20 protein-coding genes are annotated in these 18,463 nt (G+C 67.1%); 14 read left to right on the top strand and 6 right to left on the bottom strand.

Annotated elements, in window-relative coordinates:
• Positions 1-79: 79 nt before the first annotated feature.
• From hemC to TBD_RS12870, 5 genes are all read left to right on the top strand, one after another.
• Entirely contained in the window at positions 80-1,000 is a 921-nt protein-coding gene (hemC, locus tag TBD_RS12890; protein ID WP_011313080.1) for a hydroxymethylbilane synthase, read from the top strand.
• Positions 997-1,755: a uroporphyrinogen-III synthase gene (locus TBD_RS12885; protein WP_011313079.1), complete on the top strand. Its 759-nt coding sequence runs from the start codon at positions 997-999 to the stop codon at positions 1,753-1,755. Before hemC ends, TBD_RS12885 begins: the two co-directional genes overlap by 4 nt.
• Entirely contained in the window at positions 1,752-2,783 is a 1,032-nt protein-coding gene (locus tag TBD_RS12880; protein ID WP_011313078.1) for a uroporphyrinogen-III C-methyltransferase, read from the top strand. Before TBD_RS12885 ends, TBD_RS12880 begins: the two co-directional genes overlap by 4 nt.
• Positions 2,783-3,955, top strand: a complete 1,173-nt coding sequence (locus TBD_RS12875) for a heme biosynthesis protein HemY (protein WP_011313077.1) — start codon at positions 2,783-2,785, stop codon at positions 3,953-3,955. The genes TBD_RS12880 and TBD_RS12875 overlap by 1 nt, the downstream gene beginning before the upstream one ends.
• Before the next feature lie 98 nt (positions 3,956-4,053).
• A complete protein-coding gene (locus TBD_RS12870; RefSeq protein ID WP_011313076.1) occupies positions 4,054-4,575 on the top strand; it encodes a DUF302 domain-containing protein in 522 nt (173 codons plus the stop codon).
• A 32-nt stretch (positions 4,576-4,607) separates the two neighbouring features.
• Here TBD_RS12870 and TBD_RS12865 read toward each other — a convergent pair whose 3' ends face one another.
• Entirely contained in the window at positions 4,608-5,645 is a 1,038-nt protein-coding gene (locus TBD_RS12865; protein ID WP_011313075.1) for a CDP-6-deoxy-delta-3,4-glucoseen reductase, read from the bottom strand.
• A 103-nt stretch (positions 5,646-5,748) separates the two neighbouring features.
• Between TBD_RS12865 and TBD_RS12860 the strand changes: the two genes are divergently transcribed.
• Positions 5,749-6,624, top strand: a complete 876-nt coding sequence (locus TBD_RS12860; RefSeq protein ID WP_011313074.1) for an SDR family oxidoreductase — start codon at positions 5,749-5,751, stop codon at positions 6,622-6,624.
• Positions 6,625-6,647: 23 nt separating this feature from the next.
• Here TBD_RS12860 and TBD_RS12855 read toward each other — a convergent pair whose 3' ends face one another.
• Positions 6,648-7,055, bottom strand: coding sequence for an FxsA family protein (locus TBD_RS12855; protein ID WP_011313073.1), 408 nt, complete (start codon positions 7,053-7,055; stop codon positions 6,648-6,650).
• 3 nt (positions 7,056-7,058) lie between these two features.
• Between TBD_RS12855 and cutA the strand changes: the two genes are divergently transcribed.
• Both cutA and dsbD read left to right on the top strand, forming a co-directional pair.
• Positions 7,059-7,382, top strand: coding sequence for a divalent-cation tolerance protein CutA (gene cutA / locus TBD_RS12850; RefSeq protein WP_011313072.1), 324 nt, complete (start codon positions 7,059-7,061; stop codon positions 7,380-7,382).
• On the top strand, positions 7,375-9,633 hold the full coding sequence (dsbD, locus tag TBD_RS12845; protein WP_011313071.1) for a protein-disulfide reductase DsbD: 2,259 nt from the start codon (positions 7,375-7,377) through the stop codon (positions 9,631-9,633). The genes cutA and dsbD overlap by 8 nt, the downstream gene beginning before the upstream one ends.
• A 9-nt stretch (positions 9,634-9,642) precedes the next feature.
• On the opposite strand, the gene TBD_RS12840 is transcribed toward dsbD, so the two are convergent.
• Genes TBD_RS12840 through thiD form a run of 4 tightly spaced genes read right to left on the bottom strand, consistent with a single transcriptional unit; the run spans position 9,643 to position 13,470 of the window.
• Positions 9,643-10,710, bottom strand: coding sequence for a hypothetical protein (locus TBD_RS12840; RefSeq protein WP_011313070.1), 1,068 nt, complete (start codon positions 10,708-10,710; stop codon positions 9,643-9,645).
• On the bottom strand, positions 10,707-11,984 hold the full coding sequence (gene hemL / locus TBD_RS12835) for a glutamate-1-semialdehyde 2,1-aminomutase (RefSeq protein ID WP_011313069.1): 1,278 nt from the start codon (positions 11,982-11,984) through the stop codon (positions 10,707-10,709). Before hemL ends, TBD_RS12840 begins: the two co-directional genes overlap by 4 nt.
• Before the next feature lie 7 nt (positions 11,985-11,991).
• The gene (thiE, locus tag TBD_RS12830) at positions 11,992-12,627 is read right to left on the bottom strand and encodes a thiamine phosphate synthase (RefSeq protein WP_011313068.1); all 636 of its coding nucleotides are present in this window, start codon (positions 12,625-12,627) and stop codon (positions 11,992-11,994) included.
• Entirely contained in the window at positions 12,628-13,470 is an 843-nt protein-coding gene (thiD, locus tag TBD_RS12825; RefSeq protein WP_011313067.1) for a bifunctional hydroxymethylpyrimidine kinase/phosphomethylpyrimidine kinase, read from the bottom strand.
• A gap of 53 nt (positions 13,471-13,523) precedes the next feature.
• Here thiD and TBD_RS12820 point away from each other — a divergent pair, with 53 nt between their 5' ends.
• The 6 genes from TBD_RS12820 to TBD_RS12795 all read left to right on the top strand — a co-directional run bounded on the left by TBD_RS12820 (position 13,524) and on the right by TBD_RS12795 (position 18,424).
• Positions 13,524-13,706, top strand: a complete 183-nt coding sequence (locus TBD_RS12820; RefSeq protein ID WP_011313066.1) for a rubredoxin — start codon at positions 13,524-13,526, stop codon at positions 13,704-13,706.
• 158 nt (positions 13,707-13,864) lie between these two features.
• Entirely contained in the window at positions 13,865-14,764 is a 900-nt protein-coding gene (locus TBD_RS12815; RefSeq protein ID WP_011313065.1) for a hypothetical protein, read from the top strand.
• A 196-nt stretch (positions 14,765-14,960) separates the two neighbouring features.
• Positions 14,961-15,320, top strand: coding sequence for a twitching motility response regulator PilG (gene pilG / locus TBD_RS12810; RefSeq protein WP_041433266.1), 360 nt, complete (start codon positions 14,961-14,963; stop codon positions 15,318-15,320).
• A gap of 26 nt (positions 15,321-15,346) precedes the next feature.
• Positions 15,347-15,712 (top strand): response regulator transcription factor, encoded by a 366-nt coding sequence (locus TBD_RS12805; protein WP_011313063.1) that lies wholly within the window; start codon positions 15,347-15,349, stop codon positions 15,710-15,712.
• A gap of 10 nt (positions 15,713-15,722) precedes the next feature.
• Positions 15,723-16,247 (top strand): chemotaxis protein CheW, encoded by a 525-nt coding sequence (locus TBD_RS12800; RefSeq protein WP_011313062.1) that lies wholly within the window; start codon positions 15,723-15,725, stop codon positions 16,245-16,247.
• Positions 16,248-16,300: 53 nt separating this feature from the next.
• Entirely contained in the window at positions 16,301-18,424 is a 2,124-nt protein-coding gene (locus tag TBD_RS12795; protein ID WP_011313061.1) for a methyl-accepting chemotaxis protein, read from the top strand.
• Positions 18,425-18,463 lie beyond the last annotated feature (39 nt).

The following is an 18,463-nucleotide window of genomic DNA, read 5'->3' as shown; positions in this document are numbered from 1 at the left end:
AATACGCAGGCATCCCAGCCATTAGTCTCGCGACCCGCCGATTCCAATCAAACAGTCTTTTCTTACCGCGTCTACCGACATGCACACCTTGACCATCGCCTCTCGTGAAAGTGCCCTCGCCATGTGGCAGGCGGAGCACATTCGTGACCGCCTGCGCGAATTGCACCCGGAGTGTAAGGTCAACATCCTTGGTATGACCACGCGCGGCGATCAGATTCTCGACGTGACGCTGTCGAAAATCGGCGGGAAGGGCCTGTTTGTCAAGGAACTCGAGGTCGCGCTCGCGGCGGGCGAGGCCGACCTCGCGGTGCATTCGATGAAGGACGTGCCGATGGAATTGCCGCCCGGTTTCGAGCTCGCCGTGATCGGCGAGCGCGAGGACCCGCGCGACGCCTTCGTGTCGAATCGCTACGCGCGGCTCTCGGACCTGCCGCCGGGCAGCGTCGTCGGCACGTCGAGCCTGCGCCGCGAAGCGCAGTTGCGCGCGCGCTATCCGCACCTCACGGTCAAGCCGCTGCGCGGCAACGTCGGCACGCGGCTGAAAAAACTCGACGAAGGCCAGTTCGACGCGATCCTGCTCGCTGCGGCCGGTCTCAAGCGGCTCGGGCTCGGCGCCCGCATCAAGAGCCTGCTGTCGGTCGAGGAGAGCATTCCGGCCGCTGGCCAGGGCGCGCTCGGCATCGAAATCCGCAGCGGCAACACGGCCGTGGCGGCGATGCTGGCGCCGTTGAACGATCCCGTAACCGCAGCCTGCGTGCGCGCCGAGCGCCAAGTCAGCCGCGTGCTTGGCGGAAGTTGCCAGGTGCCGCTCGGGGCGCACGCGTCATACAAGGACGGGCGCCTGCTGCTCGAGGGCTTCGTCGCCAAGCCCGACGGCAGCCGCTTCCTTGTCGACCGTGCCGAGGGCGACGCGAGCGATCCCGAGGCGGTCGGTCAGGCGCTGGCCGACAAGCTGCTGGCGCAGGGTGCGCGCGCGGTCCTCGACGCCTTGCCGGCATGACCCAGCCCCTGGCCGGGCGCACGATCCTCGTCACCCGCGCGCCGCGCCAGGCGGCCGCCTTGAGCGCGGCGATCCGCGCGGCCGGCGGCAGCGCGTTCGAGTTCCCCGCGCTCGCCTTCGAAGCCGTGCCGGTCGACCGCTTGCAAGCGTCGCTCGCGCAGGTCGTCGCCGCCGATTTCGTGATTTTCGTCAGCCCGAATGCGGCGGAATTCGGCATGGCCGCGATCGGCAGCTTGGCCGCCGGGCGCAGCGTCCTCGCCGTCGGTCCGGGAACCGCGCGCGCCCTCGCGGCCCAAGGGCTCGATGCCGTGATCACGCCCGACGGCCAGGACAGCGAGGCCTTGCTCGCGCTCCCGCAGTTGCTCGACGTCGACGGCAAACGCGTCGTCATCGTGCGCGGCATCGGCGGGCGCGCGCTCCTGGGCGACACGCTCGCCGCGCGCGGCGCCGAGGTCCATTACATGGAGTGCTACCGGCGCCTAGCGCCGACGGCCGATGCGGCGCCGCTGATCGCGCGCTGGCAAGCCGGCGGGATCGACGCCGTCACCGTGGCGAGCGCCGAGACGCTGCACAATCTGGCCGCGCTGCTTGGCGAGGCCGGGGCGCCGCTGCTTGCACATACGCCGCTTTTCGCGCCGTATGAGAAAATCGCCGCCGCTGCGCGCAGCTTCGGTGTCGCCCAGGCCACGGCAACGCCCGGCGGCGACGCCGGACTCGTCGCGGGTCTCGTCAACTGGTTCAGGAATACCGCATGAGCACTCCCCACGACACGCCCCCCGTCGCCGCGCCGGCAGCGATCCCCCACGCACCGGCACCGGCCCCCAGGCACGCGCTTTCCCTGGTTTCGCTGCTGATCGCCGTGCTGTCGATCGCCGTCGCGATCTGGTCCTGGTCGGACAGCCGCGAGCGCGTGCGCGAACTCAAGACAGAACTCGGGCGGCGTCTCGCCGACAGCGGCAAGGAGATCAGCGAAAGCCGCCTGCTCGCGCGCAACGCCGACGACGCAATGCGGCAGGTGAGCGAGCGCGTGGCGCACATCGAAAGCCAGATGGCGGGGGCGCAACAGCAGCAGCTGGCGCTCGAATCGCTTTACAAGGATCTCGTGCAAGGCCGCGACCAGTGGACCCTGGCCGAGATCGAGCAGGTGCTCCTGACCGCGGCCCAGCAGTTGCAGCTGGCGGGCAACGTGAAGGCCGCGATCATCGCGCTCGAGGGCGCCGACACCCGCCTGCAGCGTGTCAACAAGCCGCAGTTCACGGCGCTGCGGCGCGCGATCGCCTCCGATCTTGCGCAGCTGAAGGCCGTGCCGTCCGTCGACGAGGTCGGCGCGAGCGCGCGCATCGAGGCGCTCGTGGCGCGCCACGCCAGCTGGCCGCTGGCGAGCGCGCAGAGTTCCGAAGCCAAGCCCGCGCTGCGCGCGGAGGGAAGCCGCGATCTGGGCCAGGAGCTCTGGACCGAACTCAAGCACATCGTTCAGATTCGCCGCGTCGATCGCAACGAGGCGATTCTGCTGCCGCCGGATCAGGCCTATTTCCTGCGCGAGAACCTGCGCCTGCGCCTGCTCTCGGCGCGTCTTGCGTTGCTCGCGCAGGACCAAGCCGGGTTCCGCGCCGACCTCAACGCGGTTGCACAGATGCTCGCGCGCTACTTCAACACGCGCGACGCCGGCGTCGCCGCCGCGCAGAAAGAAGTCAAGCGACTCGCGAGCCTGCAGATCGTCACCAAGCTGCCCGGCATCGACGCGAGCCTCGCCGCGCTCGACGCGTACAAGGGGAACCTGTAATGCGCTGGCTGATCTCGATCGTCATCGTCGCGGTGCTGGCGATCGCGCTGGCGATGGCCGGCCGCTACGACCCCGGCTATGTCGTCCTCGTCTATCCGCCGTGGCGGCTCGAGATCTCGTTCATCAGCTTCGTCCTCGCCGTCGTCGGGCTCGTGGTGGGCGGGGTCGTTCTGCTGCGGCTCGCGTCGCTCACGCTCAATCTGCCGAGCATCGTGCGCGAACAGCGCGAGCGCCGGGCCGCGAGAAGGCGTGACGAGAATTTTCTCGGCGGGCTCAAGGCCTTCGTCGAATACCGCTATCAGGATGCCGAACAATCTCTCGGCGGCTGGCAGGGAGAACCCGCGCGCGTCGGCGTTGCCCGCGTGTTCGCCGCGCGCGCCGCACAGGAAATGCGCGCAGTGCTGCAGCGCGAGCGCCATATCCAGGAGGCGGTCGAGCACGGCAGCGAACTCGCCGCCGAGCTGTTCGAAGCCGAAGCGCGCCTCGAGACCAAGGACGCGGCCGCCGCACTCGTCGCGATCAATCACGCCAAGGAGATCGCGCCGCAACACACCGCCTTGTTGCGCCTCGAGCTCAGGGCGAGGCAGATGACCGGGCAGTGGGACGAAGTCGACCGGCTGCTTGACCTGCTCATGCGGACCAACGCACTCGAGCCAGGGGTCGCCGCGCAGAACCGGCGCATGGCCTATGCGGAAAACCTTAAGCGGCGCGCCGAAGACGACCGCGCGCTGCTCGAATACTGGAAGAAGGTTCCGAGCGAATTCAAGGTCGATCCGTGGGTTGCCCGTGCCGCCGCGCGCGCCTTCCTGCAACGCGGCGGGGACGACACCGCGCTCGACGTGCTCGAAGCTGCGCTCGATCGCGAGTGGAACGAGGAACTCGTCGCGCTCTACGGTGAATTGCGCGCGAGCGATCCGCGCCGCCAGATCGAGCGGGCGGAAAAGTGGCTGCACGCCCACCCGCGGGATGCCCGGCTGCTGCTGGCGCTGGCGCAGTTGTGCAGCGTGCAGCAGCTGTGGGGGAAGGCGCAAAGCTATCTCGAGGCGAGCCTCGCCATCGCCCCGACCGCCGAGGGGCATATCCGCATGGCCGAGTTGAAGACGCAAAGCGGCCAGACCGGCGACGCCTGCCAGCATTATCAGAAGGCGCTGACCCTGTGTCGCAGCGAGTGACGACAGGGCGCCGCGTGCGCGGCTGATATATATGTCGTAGCGCAGGGCGTGCCGGGTCGGGTGCCCTGCCCCCATCCTTCGTCCAATGGAGGCGTCGTATGTTTATCAGAACCTTTGTCGCGGGCCTCGTCATGCTGTCCTCACTGCTGGCCCTACCCGCGCATGCGATGGCGCCGCGTGTCGAGCCGGCGCCGAAGAGTACGCAGAGCGGTGTCTACAAGATCCCGATCGACCGCAATGTGAGCCTCGACGAGGCCGCCGAATCGATGCGGCTGCGCGCCAATGCCCTCAATCTCAAGCTCGTCTCGGAGCTGCCGCTGTCGGAGCAGGTGGAGGCGGTGACCGGGCAGCCGCAACGCGTCATCACGATCTTCCAGTTCTGCGACGCCGTCACGGCGAAGGAACTGATCGACATGAACATGGATTTCGCGATCTACATGCCCTGCCGCATCGCGCTGATCGAGGCGGCCGACGGCCAGGGCTGGCTGGTCATGACCGACATCGACGTCGACATGGTCGCTGCCGAGAAGAAACTCCAGGAGCGCCTGACGACGCGCATCAAGGCCGTGCGCGAAGGCCTGATCGAGATCATGCAGGCCGGCGCCAAGGGCGCGTTGTAAGGCCCCGCGGCAGCAGTAAGGCGCGGTAGTCCTTACGCGGACGTCGCCGCGAGGGTGTCCGCGGCGTAGACGAAGGCGTCGGCGAAGAACGCGTCCTCGGGCAGCCCGCGCGTATTCACGAAACTCTCGCGCGCACTGTCGACCATCGCCGGGGCGCCGCTGGTGTACACCTCATAGCCGGAAAGGTCGGCGAAATCGGCGAGAACGGCCTCGTGCACGAAGCCCGTGCGGCCTTGCCAGGCGTCGTCCGGCTCGGCCTGCGACAGGACCGGAATGAAGCTGAAATTGGGCCGTTCGGCGAGCCACTGCTGCGGCAACTCGGCGAGGTAGAGGTCCTTGCGCGCACGCGCGCCCCAGTAAAGCACGAGCTCGCGGTCGGTATGCGTGGCGAACGCGTGCTCGAGCATGCTCTTGATCGGCGCGAAGCCGGTGCCACCGGCGACGAAAATCATCGGCTTGTCGGAATCCTCGCGAATGAAGAAGCTGCCTAGCGGGCCCTTGAGCCGCAGGATGTCGCGTTCCTTGAGCGTGGTGAAAACCTGATCGGTGAACAGACCGCCGGGGACGTGACGGATGTGCAGTTCGAGCAGGGCATCGTCATGCGGGGCGTTGGCGAGCGAATAGCTGCGCGTCCGTCCATCCTTGAGCTGGAAATCGATGTACTGCCCGGCGAGGAATTGCAGGCGCTCGTTGGCCGGCAATTTGATGCGCACGCGCATGACGTCGTCGGCGAGCTTCTCGAGTTTTTCGACGCGGCACGGCATCGTCTTGACGATGATGTCCTTGCTCGCACCGATCTCGCGGACTTCGATCGCCATGTCGGACAGCGGCTTCGCCCGGCAGAAGAGCGCGCGTCCGCGCGCCTTCTCCTCGTCCTTGAGCGCATTGGGCTGATAGACGCCATAATCGAGCTCGCCCTGCAGGACCGTGCCCTTGCACGAGCCGCACGCCCCGTTGCGGCAGCCGTAGGGCAGCGAGAAGCCTTCCCGCAGCGCGGCTTCGAGTATCGTTTCGTCGTCCTCGACGGTGAACCGGTGTCCGCTGGGCTGAATCGTGACTTGATGCGACATGGCGTGAGCTTAGAATGCGGGAACAGCCAGCAATTATCGCCCGGCGCAGCACGGTTTTCACCCTTGCCGAGCCAGGGTCTCACGCGGCGACGACAGGTAAGGCATGAAAAGGATTTTGATCGTAGGGTTCGGCGACGTCGCCGAACGTCTGGTGCGGGCCTATCTGGGGCAGGCCGAATTCATCGGCGTGGTGCGCCGCGCCGAGCGAGTCTCGGCTTTGCGCGCGCTCGGCGTGCGCCCCTATCTCGGTGACCTCGACGACCCGGCGACTCTCAAACGGCTGCCGCGCGCCGACGCCGTGTTTCATTTCGCGCCGCCGCCGGCCGACGGGCGCAGCGACTCGCGAACCGCGCATCTGTTGCATGCGCTCGGACGGCACAAGCCGGGGGCGCTTGTCTATATCAGCACCAGCGGCGTCTACGGCGACTGCGGCGGAAACTGGGTCGCCGAAACCCGACCGGTCGCGCCGGTCAATGCGCGGGCGGTGCGTCGGGTCGATGCGGAACGTCGCCTGCGCGCCTGGGGGCGGCAGCGTCACGTTCAGGTGACGATATTGCGCGCCCCCGGCATCTACGCGGCGGACCGCCTGCCGCTCGCGCGCATCCAGCGCGGCACGCCGGCACTGCTGAGCCAGGACGACAGCTACACCAATCACATCCACGCCGACGATCTCGCGCGCCTCGCTTGGGCGGCGCTATTCCGCGGCCGCGACCAGCGCATCTACCACGCGGTCGATGCGCATCCGCTCAAAATGGGAGACTGGTTCGACAGCTGTGCCGACGCCTTCGGGCTGCCGCGCCCGCCGCGGGTGGAACGCGCCGAGGCGGAGAAGGTCTTGTCGGAGGCGCTGCTGTCATTTTTGCGCGAATCGCGGCAGCTTTCGAACGCCCGCACGACGCGCGAACTGCGCATGAAGTATCGCTATCCAACGTCCGACGCACTGTTGCGCGAGATCGGGCGCGCGCGCGTCGCGCAGTGAGGCGCCTCGCGCGCACGCCCTGATCAGCGCAACAGATCGTCGGGTTCGCGCTTGAACTCGCCTTCGAGCACGCCGTCGCGCGGCCCCGCGGGGGGAGGCGGCTTGCGTCCCTTCCAGGTCGTCGGCATCAACAACAGAACGAGCGCGACTGCGTCACTGATGAAACCCGGGAAGACAAGCAGCGCGCCGGCGAGCAGAATACGGCCGCTCGCGAGCAGCGCGGCGAGCGGATGGCTTCCCGACTGCACCGAGAACAACAGGCGCGCGCTCCAGGCGACACGTTCGACGCGGACGAGCATCACGCCGGCGATCGCGGCGAGCAGCAACCAGAGCAGCACCCAGGCGCCGATCGCGTTGGCCACCCAGAAGATGCCGATGGCCTCGAGCACGGGAAACGACAGAACGAGTAGAACGATCCAACTAAAGCGCATGACATGGAACCTTTGTTAGTCTTGACCAATGTACCCGATCTCGCGTCGGCCGAAAAACTGGCCCGCGCGCTGGTCGAGCGTCGCGCCGCGGCCTGCGTGAACCTTTTGCCCGGCTGCCGCTCGATCTACCGCTGGCAGGGGGCGGTGGAGACGGCCGACGAGATCCCGCTGCTGATCAAGACCACGGCCGCGGCCTATGCCGAGGTCGAAGCCGTGGTCCGTGCCCAGCATCCCTACGCGGTACCGGAACTCGTCGCCGTACCGATCACGCACGGCTTGCCCGCTTATCTCGACTGGGTAGCAAAGGAGACCGAAAAGCATGATTAAGTGGACCCGACTGCTCGGCGCCATTCCGCTTCTGTGGGCCGCGCTCGTGCATCTGCCGGGCGCGCAGGCCGAAGAATTTCTTGACCCCGAAGTCGCGTTCAAGTTCTCGGCGCGCGCGCTCGACGCCGACACGCTCGAGGCGCGCTGGCAGATCGCCGACGGCTACTACATGTATCGCGACAAGTTCAGGTTCGAACTCGAAGGCGCGACGCTCGGCGAGGCGCGCCTGCCGCCCGCCAAAGTCAAGGAAGACGAGTACTTCGGCCGCGTCGAAACCTATACCAAGGACGTACGCATCGCCTTGCCGATCAAAGCTGCGCCGGGGACGAAAACGGTCACCCTGAAGACCGTCTCGCAAGGCTGCGCCGACGCGGGACTCTGTTACACGCCGCAGACCGTCAGCGCGAAGGTTGAACTGCCGGCGCCGCCCGTCGCCGCACCGGCGAGCCTCGCGCCAGTCGCGACCGCGCAGGCCGCGAGCGGCGGCCTGGGCAGCCTGATGGGCGACGGCGGCGCGCCGCAATTGCTTCCGCCCGACGAGGCCTTCCTCGTCAAGGCGACGATGCCGACGGCGACGACGGTCAGATTCGACTACACGCTGACCGCCGACACCTATCTGTATCGCGACAAGTTCGTATACACGGTGAAGGCACCGGCCGGCGTGTCGGTGAGCAAGAACGAACTGCCGCCGGGCGAGGTCAAGGACGACCCCACCTTCGGTCGCACCGAGGTCTATCACCGCGACCTCTCCGCGAACCTGACGCTTTCGCGTGCGCTCGCCGCAGGCGAAACCCTCGTCGTCGAGGCGGGCTGGCAGGGCTGCAACGAAAAGGTCGGCGTCTGCTATCCGCCGATCAAGCGCGAGTTCTCGCTGTCCGCGTCCGGCGGCAAGGCCGACGCTGCACCGAGCGGAACTGGCGCCGGGGAATCGGACACCTCGCGCATCGAGCGCGTGCTCAAGAGCGGCAGTTCCTGGGCCGTCGTCGCGACGTTTTTCGGTTTCGGCCTGTTGCTCGCCTTCACCCCCTGCGTGTTTCCGATGATTCCGATCCTGTCCGGCATCATCGCCGGGCAGAAGAAGACGCTCACCAAGGCGAACGGCTTCCTGCTCTCGCTCGCCTACGTGCTCGGCATGGCGATCACCTACGCACTCGCCGGCGTCGCCGCGGCGCTGTCGGGCACGCTGCTGTCGAACGCGCTGCAGAACCCCTGGGCGCTCGGCATCGGCGCCGGCATTTTCGTGCTGCTCGCGCTGTCGATGTTCGGCTTCTTCGAGATCCAGTTGCCGAGCGCGTTGCAGAGCAAGTTTTCCGACGCGTCCAATCGCATGAAGGGCGGCAACTTCCTCGGCGTCTTCGTCATGGGCGCGCTGTCCGCGGTCATCGTCGGGCCGTGCGTCGCGCCGCCGCTCGCGGCCGCGCTCGCCTTCATCGCGCAGACCGGCAACACGACGCTCGGCGGCGTCGCGCTCTTCGTGCTGGCGCTCGGCATGGGCGTGCCCTTGCTGCTGGTCGGCGTGTCGGCCGGCGCACTGTTGCCGCGCGCCGGTGGCTGGATGAACGCGGTGAAGTATTTCTTCGGCGTGCTCATGCTCGCGATCGCTATCTACCTCATCTCGCCGATCATCCCGTCCTGGATCCACATGCTCCTGTGGGCGCTGCTGCTGATCGCCGCGGCGATCTATCTGCATGCGCTCGATCCGCTGCCGCAGCACGCGAGCGGCTGGTCCCGGCTGTGGAAGGGACTCGGCGTCGTGCTGCTGATCGGCGGCCTAGCCATGCTGCTCGGCATGCTCGCGGGCAGCCGCGACGTGCTGCAGCCGCTCGACGTCTTCAAGCGCGGCGCGCCCGGCGCGGGCGGAAGCGCGGCCGCCGCCGTTCCGGCCGGACTGCGCTTCGAGAAGGTGAAGGACGTCGCCGAACTCGATGCGCGGCTCGCCGCGGCAAAGGCCGAGGGGCGCCCGGTGATGCTCGATTTCTATGCGGACTGGTGCGTGTCGTGCAAGGAGATGGAGCGCTTCACGTTCAGCGATCCCAAGGTCCAGGCGCGTCTGGCGGACGTGGTGCTGCTCAAGGCCGACGTCACCGCCAACAACGCGGCCGACAAGGCGCTGCTCAAGCGCTTCGGCCTGTTCGGCCCGCCGGGCCTGATTTTCTGGAACAGCGCCGGCGTCCAGTCGGACTACAAGGTGATCGGCTTCGAGAAGGCCGAGAAATTCCTCGCCAGCGTCGACGCCGCGCTCGGGACCTGAGGCCGCGAGTTACGGCTGACGCCGCAGGGTCGCGCTCGCGTCGAGCAGCGGTGTGACGACGGGCTGAATCTTGCGCCGCATCAGCGAGCCGATCGCGGTCGTCTTGAGGAAGATCGGCCGCACGCTTTCGCTGTCGGCCGCGGCGAGCGTATCCAGCGCTGTGCAATCGGCATAGAACTGCGGCGCGGCTTCGATCAGGGCGGCGCGTGCGGCCGCGCGCGCCGCGGCGTCCGCGTCGCGCAAGGGCGCGCACCAGCGCGCGAGCGCGTTGAGCGTGTGGTTGACGACTTCCTGGATCTCCGGGCGGTCGAGGATGGTCGAGACCGTCGCGAGAAAGGTCTGGCCCTGGCCCGACAAGGCCTTTTGCAGCATCGCGCTGTAGGGGTTGTCGGGCACGGCCGGAACGTCAGCATGGTCGCTCCGCGCATCGCGTGGATTCGGCAGATCGTCGGGCTGCAGTTCGAGGAAGGCGACGTAGTAGGAATTGCGGCTGCTGCCGCGCTTCCAGATCGCGAGCCGCTCGGCCTCGTTGAGCACCCCCGAATGCAGCATGACGGCGACCGTGTCGAGGATGCCGACGTCGTCCTCGTGCAGGAAGGCGAGGTGCTCAACCAGGAAGCCGGCCAGCACGCGGCCCATGCGGCCTTTGCAGACGACGTCGCGCATCAGCATGAGGCGGGCGTTTTCGATCGTCGGCATGCACCACCAGGCATAGTGCGCGAGCTCGTCGGTCAGCGCGGGCGAGTGCACCACAGCGACGACCGCTTCCTCCTCCGCGATCAGCAGCAATTGCGCCAGATGCTGGGCCGACAGCCCGGCCTGCGACTGGCGCGTCCAGCGCGTCAGATGCACCGGGTAGCCGCCCGGCGAACCGAGCGCGTAACCGGACAGCATCTCGCGCACCTTTTTCAGATAACGGTCGGCGCGCTCGGTCGGCTTGAGCGGCACGCTCGCCTCACCTTCGGGCGTGAGCGCCCATAGGGTCATGCTCGACTCGTCGATGCGAACCGCCCGCAGCTCGGTGTTGAAGAGTACGTGCAGGCGGAGCTCGTCTTCCGGGGACAGCGCGTCGTTCATAGCGTGCGGAACACTTCCCGCGCCGCGGCGACGGTCGCGTCGATGTCGGCGTCGCTGTGGGCGGCCGAAACGAATCCGGCCTCGAAGGCCGAGGGCGCGAGATAAACGCCGTGGTCGAGCATGGCATGGAAGAAGCGGTTGAATTTCTCCTTGTCGCAGCGCATGACTTCGGCAAAGCTCGCGGGCGGCTCGGCCGCGAAATAGAGGCCGAACATGCCGCCGACCGAGTCGGCGCAGAAGGTCACGCCGGCCTCGCGCGCGGCAGCGGTCAGGCCCTTGACGAGCTTTTCGGTGCGCGCCGCGAGCGCGGGGTAGAAGCCCGGTTCGGACACCGAGGCGAGCGTCGCGAGGCCCGCCGCCACCGCGACCGGGTTGCCCGACAGCGTTCCGGCCTGATACACCGGGCCCACCGGCGCGAGCGCGTCCATGACGTCGGCGCGCCCGCCGAAGGCGCCGACGGGCATGCCGCCGCCGATGACCTTGCCGAGCGTCGTGAGGTCGGGGCGGATGCCGAGCAGTTTCTGCGCGCAGCCGAGGTCGACGCGAAAACCGGTCATGACTTCGTCGAAGATCAGCAGCGCGCCGTGCTCGTCGCAAAGACGGCGCATCGCGGCCATGAACTCCGCGCTAGGTTTGACGAGGTTCATGTTGCCGGCGAAGGGCTCGACGATGATGCAGGCGATCTCGTCGCCGATCTCGGCGAAAGTGCGCTCGAGGCCGGCGACGTCGTTGTAGTCGAGAACAATCGTCTGCGCCGCGACCTCGGGCGGCACGCCGGCGGAAGTCGGATTGCCGAAGGTCAGTGCGCCCGAACCGGCCTTGACCAGCAGAAAGTCGGCGTGGCCGTGGTAGCAGCCTTCGAACTTGATGAACTTGCTGCGACCGGTGAAGCCGCGGGCGAGCCGGATCGCGCTCATCGTCGCTTCGGTGCCCGAGGATACGAGGCGCACCTTCTCGACGCTCGGCAGAAGCTCGGTGATGCGCGTCGCGATCGTGAGTTCGGCCTCCGACGGTGCGCCAAAGGACAGGCCGTTCGCAGCGGCGTCCTGGACCGCCTTGACCGTTCCCGGATGGGCGTGGCCGAGTATCGCGGGACCCCAGGAGCCGACGTAATCGATGTACTCGCGGCCGTCCGCGTCCCACACGCGCGAGCCCCGGGCGCGGCTGAAGAACACCGGCGTGCCGCCGACGCTGCGGAACGCGCGCACGGGCGAATTCACCCCGCCCGGGATGACTTTTTGCGATGCTTCGAATAGGGCTTCGTTACGGCTCATGGGTCGGTCACTCTTCAGGTTCGGCTGCAAATAATCGATTCAGTTCGGCTGCGGCGCGGCGTACGTCGGGCGCGTCGAACAGTGCACTGAGGACCGCAAGGCTGTCGGCGCCCGCGTCGATGAGCGGCGCGGCGTTGGCCGCCGTGATGCCGCCGATCGCGACGACCGGCAGCGCGATGTGCCGGCTCGCCCGCGCGAGCAGCGCGACGTCGGCGCGCGCCGCGGCGGGCTTGGTCGGCGAGGGGTAGAAACTGCCGAACGCGACATAGTCCGCGCCCGCGGTCTGCGCCGCGCGTGCGAGGTCGAGGCTCTGGTAACACGATGCGCCGACGAACTTCGCCGGTCCGAGAATGATGCGCGCCTCGCGGATGCTGGCGTCGTCGCGCCCGAGATGCACGCCGTCGGCGCCGGCGAGGTCGGCCAGCCGCAGGTCGTCATTGACGATCAGCGGCACCCCGAAGCGCCGGCACAGGGCGGCGAGTTCGCTCGCCTGCGCGTGCCGCTGCGCGACGTCGCCGGACTTGTCGCGGTACTGGACTGCCGCGACGCCGCCCGCGAGCGCGGCTTCGACTTCGGCGAGCAGCCGCTCGGTGTCAGGGGTCTCGCGGGTGAGGGCGTATACGCCGCCGGGGAAGGTGCGCAATCAGCCGTTCCCTTCCGCCTGTGCGTCCTGCGCCCAGAAGAAGCGTTCGGGGATGTACTGCCCCATGCCGGGGCGGAATGCCGCCTTGAGCGCTTCGTAGGTGAAGTTCTGCGCTTCGCGAACGGCGGCCGGCACGTCCTGGCCGTAGGCGAGCGTCGCCGCGATGGCCGCGGCGAGCGTGCAGCCCGAACCGTGGTAGCTGCCTGGTAGGCGATCCCAGGCGTCGGTCTGCACGTGTCCGTTGGCGTCGTAAAGGCTGTTGAGCACACGCGGCGTTGCCTCGTGCGTGCCGGTGATCAGGACATACTCACAGCCGAGGTCGGTCAGATGGCGCGCGCAGGCCGCGAGGTCCATATCGTCCTCGTCGGACTCGAACAGCGCCAGCCGGCGCGCCTCGTGGCTGTTCGGCGTCAGGATGCTGGTCTGCGGGATCAGCATGTCGCGCATCGCGGCGATCATGTCGTCGTTCGCGAACTCGTCGCCACGGCCCGAGGCGAGGACCGGGTCGAGGATGACCGGGATGTCCGGGTAATCCGAGAGGATCTCGGCGATCATCGCGATCGATTCTGCGCTTCCGAGCATGCCGAGTTTGAAGGCCGATACCGGGACGTCCTCGAGCAGCATGCGCGCCTGGTCGGCGACCCACTCCGCGTCGATGGCCAGCACCTCGTCGACCCCGGCGGTGTCCTGCACGGTGATCGCGGTGACCACCGACAGCGGGTGGCAGCCCATGCTCGCGAGCGTCAGCACGTCGGCCTGCAGGCCCGCGCCGCCGCTCGGGTCGGAGGCGGCGAAGCTCAACACCAGCGGCGGCGTTGGTTTGGGGGCGAAGATAGGCGGCATGGCGGCGCTGCTTTAAAATCAATCCCCGATTTTAGCCGATTCCCCCTGCCGCAATGCCCGAAAACGCCGAATACAAGACCTGGATGTGCCTGATCTGCGGCTACGTTTATCGCGAGGAAGCGGGCGCGCCGGCCGACGGCATCCCGCCCGGCACGCGCTGGGAAGACGTGCCGATCAACTGGACCTGCCCGGACTGCGGCGCGCGCAAGGACGATTTTCTGATGGTCACGCTGTAGGCGGTCTGCCGCCTTCCGACCGCTCAAGAAAGCCCGAAAGCCGGCGTTATTGCGAGGTAGAGCCGATGGTTCGGCCTTGGCGTCGCGGCCATTCCCGCGACCCGGCGGCGTCCCCGGGGTATCCGGGCGGGCCGCGACCCTCTGACAAGGAGACAATAATGATTACGCGGTGGCTTTCTTCATTCGGTTTGTTCGTATTTTCGGTGAGTGCCTGGGCGGTCGCGCCCTACATCCAGGGCGATACCGTGCGCGGCGGCGACGTCCAGGCGGCCGCGGCGGCGGTCGAAACCAAGCTCAAGGGCGGCGGGTTCAAGGTCGTCGGCAAGTATTTTCCGAAAAACCTCCCCGGCTACGGCGTCGTCGTCGCGACCGACGAGGCCATGCTCGACGATATCGCGTCGGTCGGCGGCAACGCCGTCCTCGGCGCGGCGATCCGTGTCGGCGTCAAGGCCGACGGCAGCGTGAGCTACACCAACCCCGACTACTGGTACCGCGCCTATTTCCGCAAGTCCTTCGCCAAGAAGGAGGGATCGGTCAAGGCGCTGCAGGAGCGCCTGGCCGTATCGCTGGGCGCTGGAAAGGGTCTGGGCGGCGACGAACCCCCCGGCAACCTGGCCAACTACCGTTACATGATCGGCATGGAGCGGCTCGATTCGCCGAAGAATCGGCTCGCCGAGTATGGCAGCTTCGCCGAGGCGCTGAAGACCGTGCGCGAGAATCTCGCCAAGGGTGCCGGCAAGACTGCGAAGGTCTACGAGGTCGTTCTGCCCAAGCAGAAGATCGCGGTTTTCGGCATCGCGATGAACGGCGAGGACGCCGACGGCGAATGGCTCAAGAAGATCGACATGCAGGAGAACGTCGCCGGTCTGCCTTACGAGGTCTACGTCGTCGACAATCAGGTCGCCTCCCCGCACGGCCGCTTCCGCATCGCGCTCGCCTTCCCCGACGTCGGCATGGGGCAGTTCATGCGCATTTCCTCACTGCCCAACTCGATACTCGAAACGATGAGCGCGGTGGCGGGCGTCGAAAAGAAGTCGAGCAGCGAAGCCTGGCAGTAAAAAACCCGCCGAGCGGGCGGCCAGAGGGGCGTTGCGACGCCCCTTTTTCTTCGTCGGAAGCGGCGCTGCAGCGCGCTAAAGAAGCGGGAGCCGCTGCCGTAATGCTTACCACACAGGAGGCGTGGCGACAGCCGCCCGCCCGACGATTCTGCTGGAGAAACGTGTGGACAACGAAGCTTTGAAAGGCGTCAAGGTGATGGTCATCGACGACAGCAACACCATACGCCGGAGCGCGGAAATTTTCCTGAACCAGGCGGGCTGCGAGGTCATTCTCGCCCAGGACGGCTTCGACGCGCTGGCGAAGATCACCGACCACGAGCCCGACGTCGTGTTCGTCGACATCATGATGCCGCGGCTCGACGGCTACCAGACCTGCTCATTGATCAAGCGCAACGCGCGATACCGCGGCACGCCCGTGATCATGCTCTCGTCCAAGGATGGGCTCTTCGACCGCGCCCGCGGCCGCATGGTCGGCTCCGACGAATACCTCACCAAGCCCTTCACCAAGGACACCTTGCTGACCGCCGTGCGCGAGCACGCCAGCGCCGGCGCCTGAATTTTCAAAGAAACAAGGAGCGAATCATGGCGATCAGCCGAATTCTGGTAGTGGACGATTCTCCGACCGAGCGTTTTTTCCTGTCCGAGCTTCTGGTCAAGAACGGCTATCTGGTCAGCATGGCCGAAAGCGGCGAGGAGGCCGTGGCGCAGGCGAAGCAGACGCTCCCCGACCTCATCGTCATGGACGTCGTGATGCCGGGCATGAACGGCTACCAGGCGACGCGCATGATCTCCAAGGAAGAAGCGACCAAGCACATCCCGGTCATCATGTGCACGACCAAGGGCCAGGAAACCGACAAGGTGTGGGGCATGCGCCAGGGCGCCAAGGCCTATCTGGTGAAGCCCGTGAAACCCGAAGACTTGCTCTCGCAGATCAAGGCCCTGGGCTGAGCCGACCGGCATGGCGAAGAAATTCAATCTGCGTGAATTTCAGACCGCGCTTTCGCAGCAGCTGCAGGCGGCCGCGAGCCGCGACAACACCGGTTCGCGCCTGGGCTTTCGCGCTGGCGACGTCAACTGGCTGGTGGCCCTGTCGGATACCGAGGAAGTGATCCCGGTGCCGCCGGTCGTCAGGGTTCCGGGCGCGCGGCGCTGGTTTCGCGGCGTCACCAACATTCGCGGCAACCTGTTCGCGGTGAGCGACCTTTCCGACTTCATGGGGCAGGGAGTCACGCCTGAGCACGGCGACTGCCGGCTGCTGATTCCGCATCACAGTTTCGGCGTCAATGCCGCGCTGCTGGTGCAGGGCACGCTCGGTCTCAAGAACGTCGGCCGTTATCAGGCTCGCGGCGAGCGGACCGCGACGCACCCATGGGTCGCGCGCGAGTATGTCGACGAAGGCGGCGGCGCCTGGTGCGACATCGATGTTGCGCAGCTTCTCGGCAACCCCGAATTCCTCATGGTCGAGGCGCAGGTCGGGAACTGATCCGCATTGAAAAAACAAGGCGCCCTCGCGCCCACGAGTGGAGGTTTGGAGCAATGAACATGGCAATCACGATGAACGGCCTCAAGGGGCTGGCGGGCCGCATGACCGGCAGGGCCAGCACGGGCGGCGGCCGGGGCGAGCATACGACGCTCATCATGCAGACGGTGCGCAAGCTCGCCGACAAGGAGCCGGGCCGTGCTCCGCTGATCGGGCATCTGCCGGTCGACAAGCAATATCTCTACACCGGCGGCACGCTGATCGCATCGCTGCTGCTCGCCGCCGGCTTCACCATCTACGGCGCGATCCAGCTCGACAACCGCGCGGGCTACGAAGCGCGCGCCGGCGAACTGAAGGTGTTGTCGCAGCGCCTGCCCTTGACCGCGCAGCAGTCGGTGCTCGGCAACGCGATCGCGTTCAAGAAACTGTCCGAAGGCAATGCGGCCTTCGAAGCGACCTTGAAACAACTCACCGACGGCGACGACGAGGTGCCTGCGTCGGGTGGGGCGGCGCGCGACACGCTCGGAAAGATCGGCGCACAGTGGAAGACCTTCGACCCGCAGGTGAAGCAGATCCTGTCGCAGCAGAAGAACCTCGTCGCGATGAGCGAGAGCGTCAAGCGCATCAACGCCCTCAGTATCGATCTGCAGGAGGTTTCCGAGCAGCTCGCGAGCCAACTCGCCGATTCCGGGTCGGGCGTGCGCGAAGTATCGCGCGCCAACCACCTCGTCATGCTGAGCCAGCGCCTGCCGAAAAACGCGAACCTGCTGCTCTCCGCCGACCTGATCGACCCCGAGGTCGTGCTGCAGCTCGAGAAGGATACGACCTCGTTCCGCGACACGGTGCAGGCCCTGATGGAAGGCGCGGCGAGCCAGAGCGAGGGCAGCATGCTGACGCTCGAGGATCTCGGCGCCAACATGGGTGACATGGTCGAGGCGGTCGGCGCCGTGCTCGCCAACACCCAGCCGCTGCTGCAGGCCAAGCTCGCCGCCAACAACCTCTTCGTCGGCAGCGACGCGCTGCTGCAGGATACCGACCAGCTGTCTCAGGATTACCAGTCGGTCGGCGGCGCGGGCTATCTGCTCGCGGCGGTGTTCGGCGTGCTTGCGATCGGCGCGCTGGTCATGCTCGGCCTGGTCAACATCAACGAAACCAAGTCGCGGGCGCGCAAGAGTGAAGAGGAGAACAGCCGTAACCAGGAGGCGATCCTGCGTCTCATGGATGAACTCGGCGAACTCGCCGAAGGCAACCTCACGATCAACGCGAGCGTGACCGAAGACATCACCGGCGCGGTCGCCGACTCGATCAACTACACGGTCGAGGAGCTGCGCACCCTGGTGCGCGGGATCAACAACGCGACCCAGCAGATGGACCAGGCGGCGAGCCAAGCCGGCAAGGTGTCCGAGTCGCTGCAGCAGGCGGCACGCCGCCAGACCGATGAAATCGAAGCGACGTCGGTCGCGGTCGTGCGTCTCGCGCAGTCCGTGCAGCAGGTGTCGGGCAACGCCGCCGAATCCGCCAAGGTCGCGGAGCAGTCGCTCGCGGCCGCCGAAAAAGGCCAGCAGGCCGTGGCCAACGCGATCACCGGCATGAACACGCTGCGCGAACAGATTCAGGAAACGTCGAAGCGAATCAAGCGTCTCGGTGAGTCGTCGCAGGAGATCGGCGAAATCGTCGAGCTGATTTCCGACATTACCGAACAGACCAACGTGCTGGCGCTCAACGCCGCGATCCAGGCGGCGTCGGCGGGCGAGGCCGGCCGCGGATTCTCGGTCGTCGCGGAAGAGGTGCAACGCCTGGCGGAACGTTCGGCCGACGCGACCAAGCAGATCGCAGCGATCGTTAAGACGATTCAGTCCGACACCCACGACACGGTCGCGGCGATGGAGGTCTCGACCCAGGGCGTGGTCGAGGGGGCGAAGCTGTCGGACGCGGCGGGTCAGACGCTGGCCGAGATCGGCGACGTGTCGAAGAAGCTCGCCGGCCTGATCGCCGACATTTCCTCGGCGACCCAGAACCAGGCCGAGTCGACGGCGCTCGTCGCCGAGACCATGCAGGACATCAAGACGATTTCCGCACAGACCAGCGAAGGCACCCAGCAGACGGCGGACTCGATCGGCGGCATGAAACAGCTGGCCCAGGACCTCAAGAACTCGATCGCAGGCTTCAAGCTCGCCTGACCGCGTCGCCGGACACTGCCGACAAGGCCGCAACCAACG

This window comes from Thiobacillus denitrificans ATCC 25259, assembly GCF_000012745.1.
Taxonomy (GTDB): Bacteria; Pseudomonadota; Gammaproteobacteria; order Burkholderiales; family Thiobacillaceae; genus Thiobacillus; species Thiobacillus denitrificans_B.
The sequence above is the reverse complement of the archived record's forward strand: the minus strand, read 5'-3'. Positions and strand labels throughout refer to the sequence as shown.

Coding starts and splice junctions, on each gene's coding strand:
- hemC (WP_011313080.1), top strand. CDS start 80: ATGCACACCTTGACCATCGCCTCTCGTGAAAGTGCCCTCGCCATGTGG.
- TBD_RS12885 (WP_011313079.1), top strand. CDS start 997: ATGACCCAGCCCCTGGCCGGGCGCACGATCCTCGTCACCCGCGCGCCG.
- TBD_RS12880 (WP_011313078.1), top strand. CDS start 1,752: ATGAGCACTCCCCACGACACGCCCCCCGTCGCCGCGCCGGCAGCGATC.
- TBD_RS12875 (WP_011313077.1), top strand. CDS start 2,783: ATGCGCTGGCTGATCTCGATCGTCATCGTCGCGGTGCTGGCGATCGCG.
- TBD_RS12870 (WP_011313076.1), top strand. CDS start 4,054: ATGTTTATCAGAACCTTTGTCGCGGGCCTCGTCATGCTGTCCTCACTG.
- TBD_RS12865 (WP_011313075.1), bottom strand. CDS start 5,645: ATGTCGCATCAAGTCACGATTCAGCCCAGCGGACACCGGTTCACCGTC.
- TBD_RS12860 (WP_011313074.1), top strand. CDS start 5,749: ATGAAAAGGATTTTGATCGTAGGGTTCGGCGACGTCGCCGAACGTCTG.
- TBD_RS12855 (WP_011313073.1), bottom strand. CDS start 7,055: ATGCGCTTTAGTTGGATCGTTCTACTCGTTCTGTCGTTTCCCGTGCTC.
- cutA (WP_011313072.1), top strand. CDS start 7,059: ATGGAACCTTTGTTAGTCTTGACCAATGTACCCGATCTCGCGTCGGCC.
- dsbD (WP_011313071.1), top strand. CDS start 7,375: ATGATTAAGTGGACCCGACTGCTCGGCGCCATTCCGCTTCTGTGGGCC.
- TBD_RS12840 (WP_011313070.1), bottom strand. CDS start 10,710: ATGAACGACGCGCTGTCCCCGGAAGACGAGCTCCGCCTGCACGTACTC.
- hemL (WP_011313069.1), bottom strand. CDS start 11,984: ATGAGCCGTAACGAAGCCCTATTCGAAGCATCGCAAAAAGTCATCCCG.
- thiD (WP_011313067.1), bottom strand. CDS start 13,470: ATGCCGCCTATCTTCGCCCCCAAACCAACGCCGCCGCTGGTGTTGAGC.
- TBD_RS12820 (WP_011313066.1), top strand. CDS start 13,524: ATGCCCGAAAACGCCGAATACAAGACCTGGATGTGCCTGATCTGCGGC.
- TBD_RS12815 (WP_011313065.1), top strand. CDS start 13,865: ATGATTACGCGGTGGCTTTCTTCATTCGGTTTGTTCGTATTTTCGGTG.
- pilG (WP_041433266.1), top strand. CDS start 14,961: ATGGTCATCGACGACAGCAACACCATACGCCGGAGCGCGGAAATTTTC.
- TBD_RS12805 (WP_011313063.1), top strand. CDS start 15,347: ATGGCGATCAGCCGAATTCTGGTAGTGGACGATTCTCCGACCGAGCGT.
- TBD_RS12800 (WP_011313062.1), top strand. CDS start 15,723: ATGGCGAAGAAATTCAATCTGCGTGAATTTCAGACCGCGCTTTCGCAG.
- TBD_RS12795 (WP_011313061.1), top strand. CDS start 16,301: ATGAACATGGCAATCACGATGAACGGCCTCAAGGGGCTGGCGGGCCGC.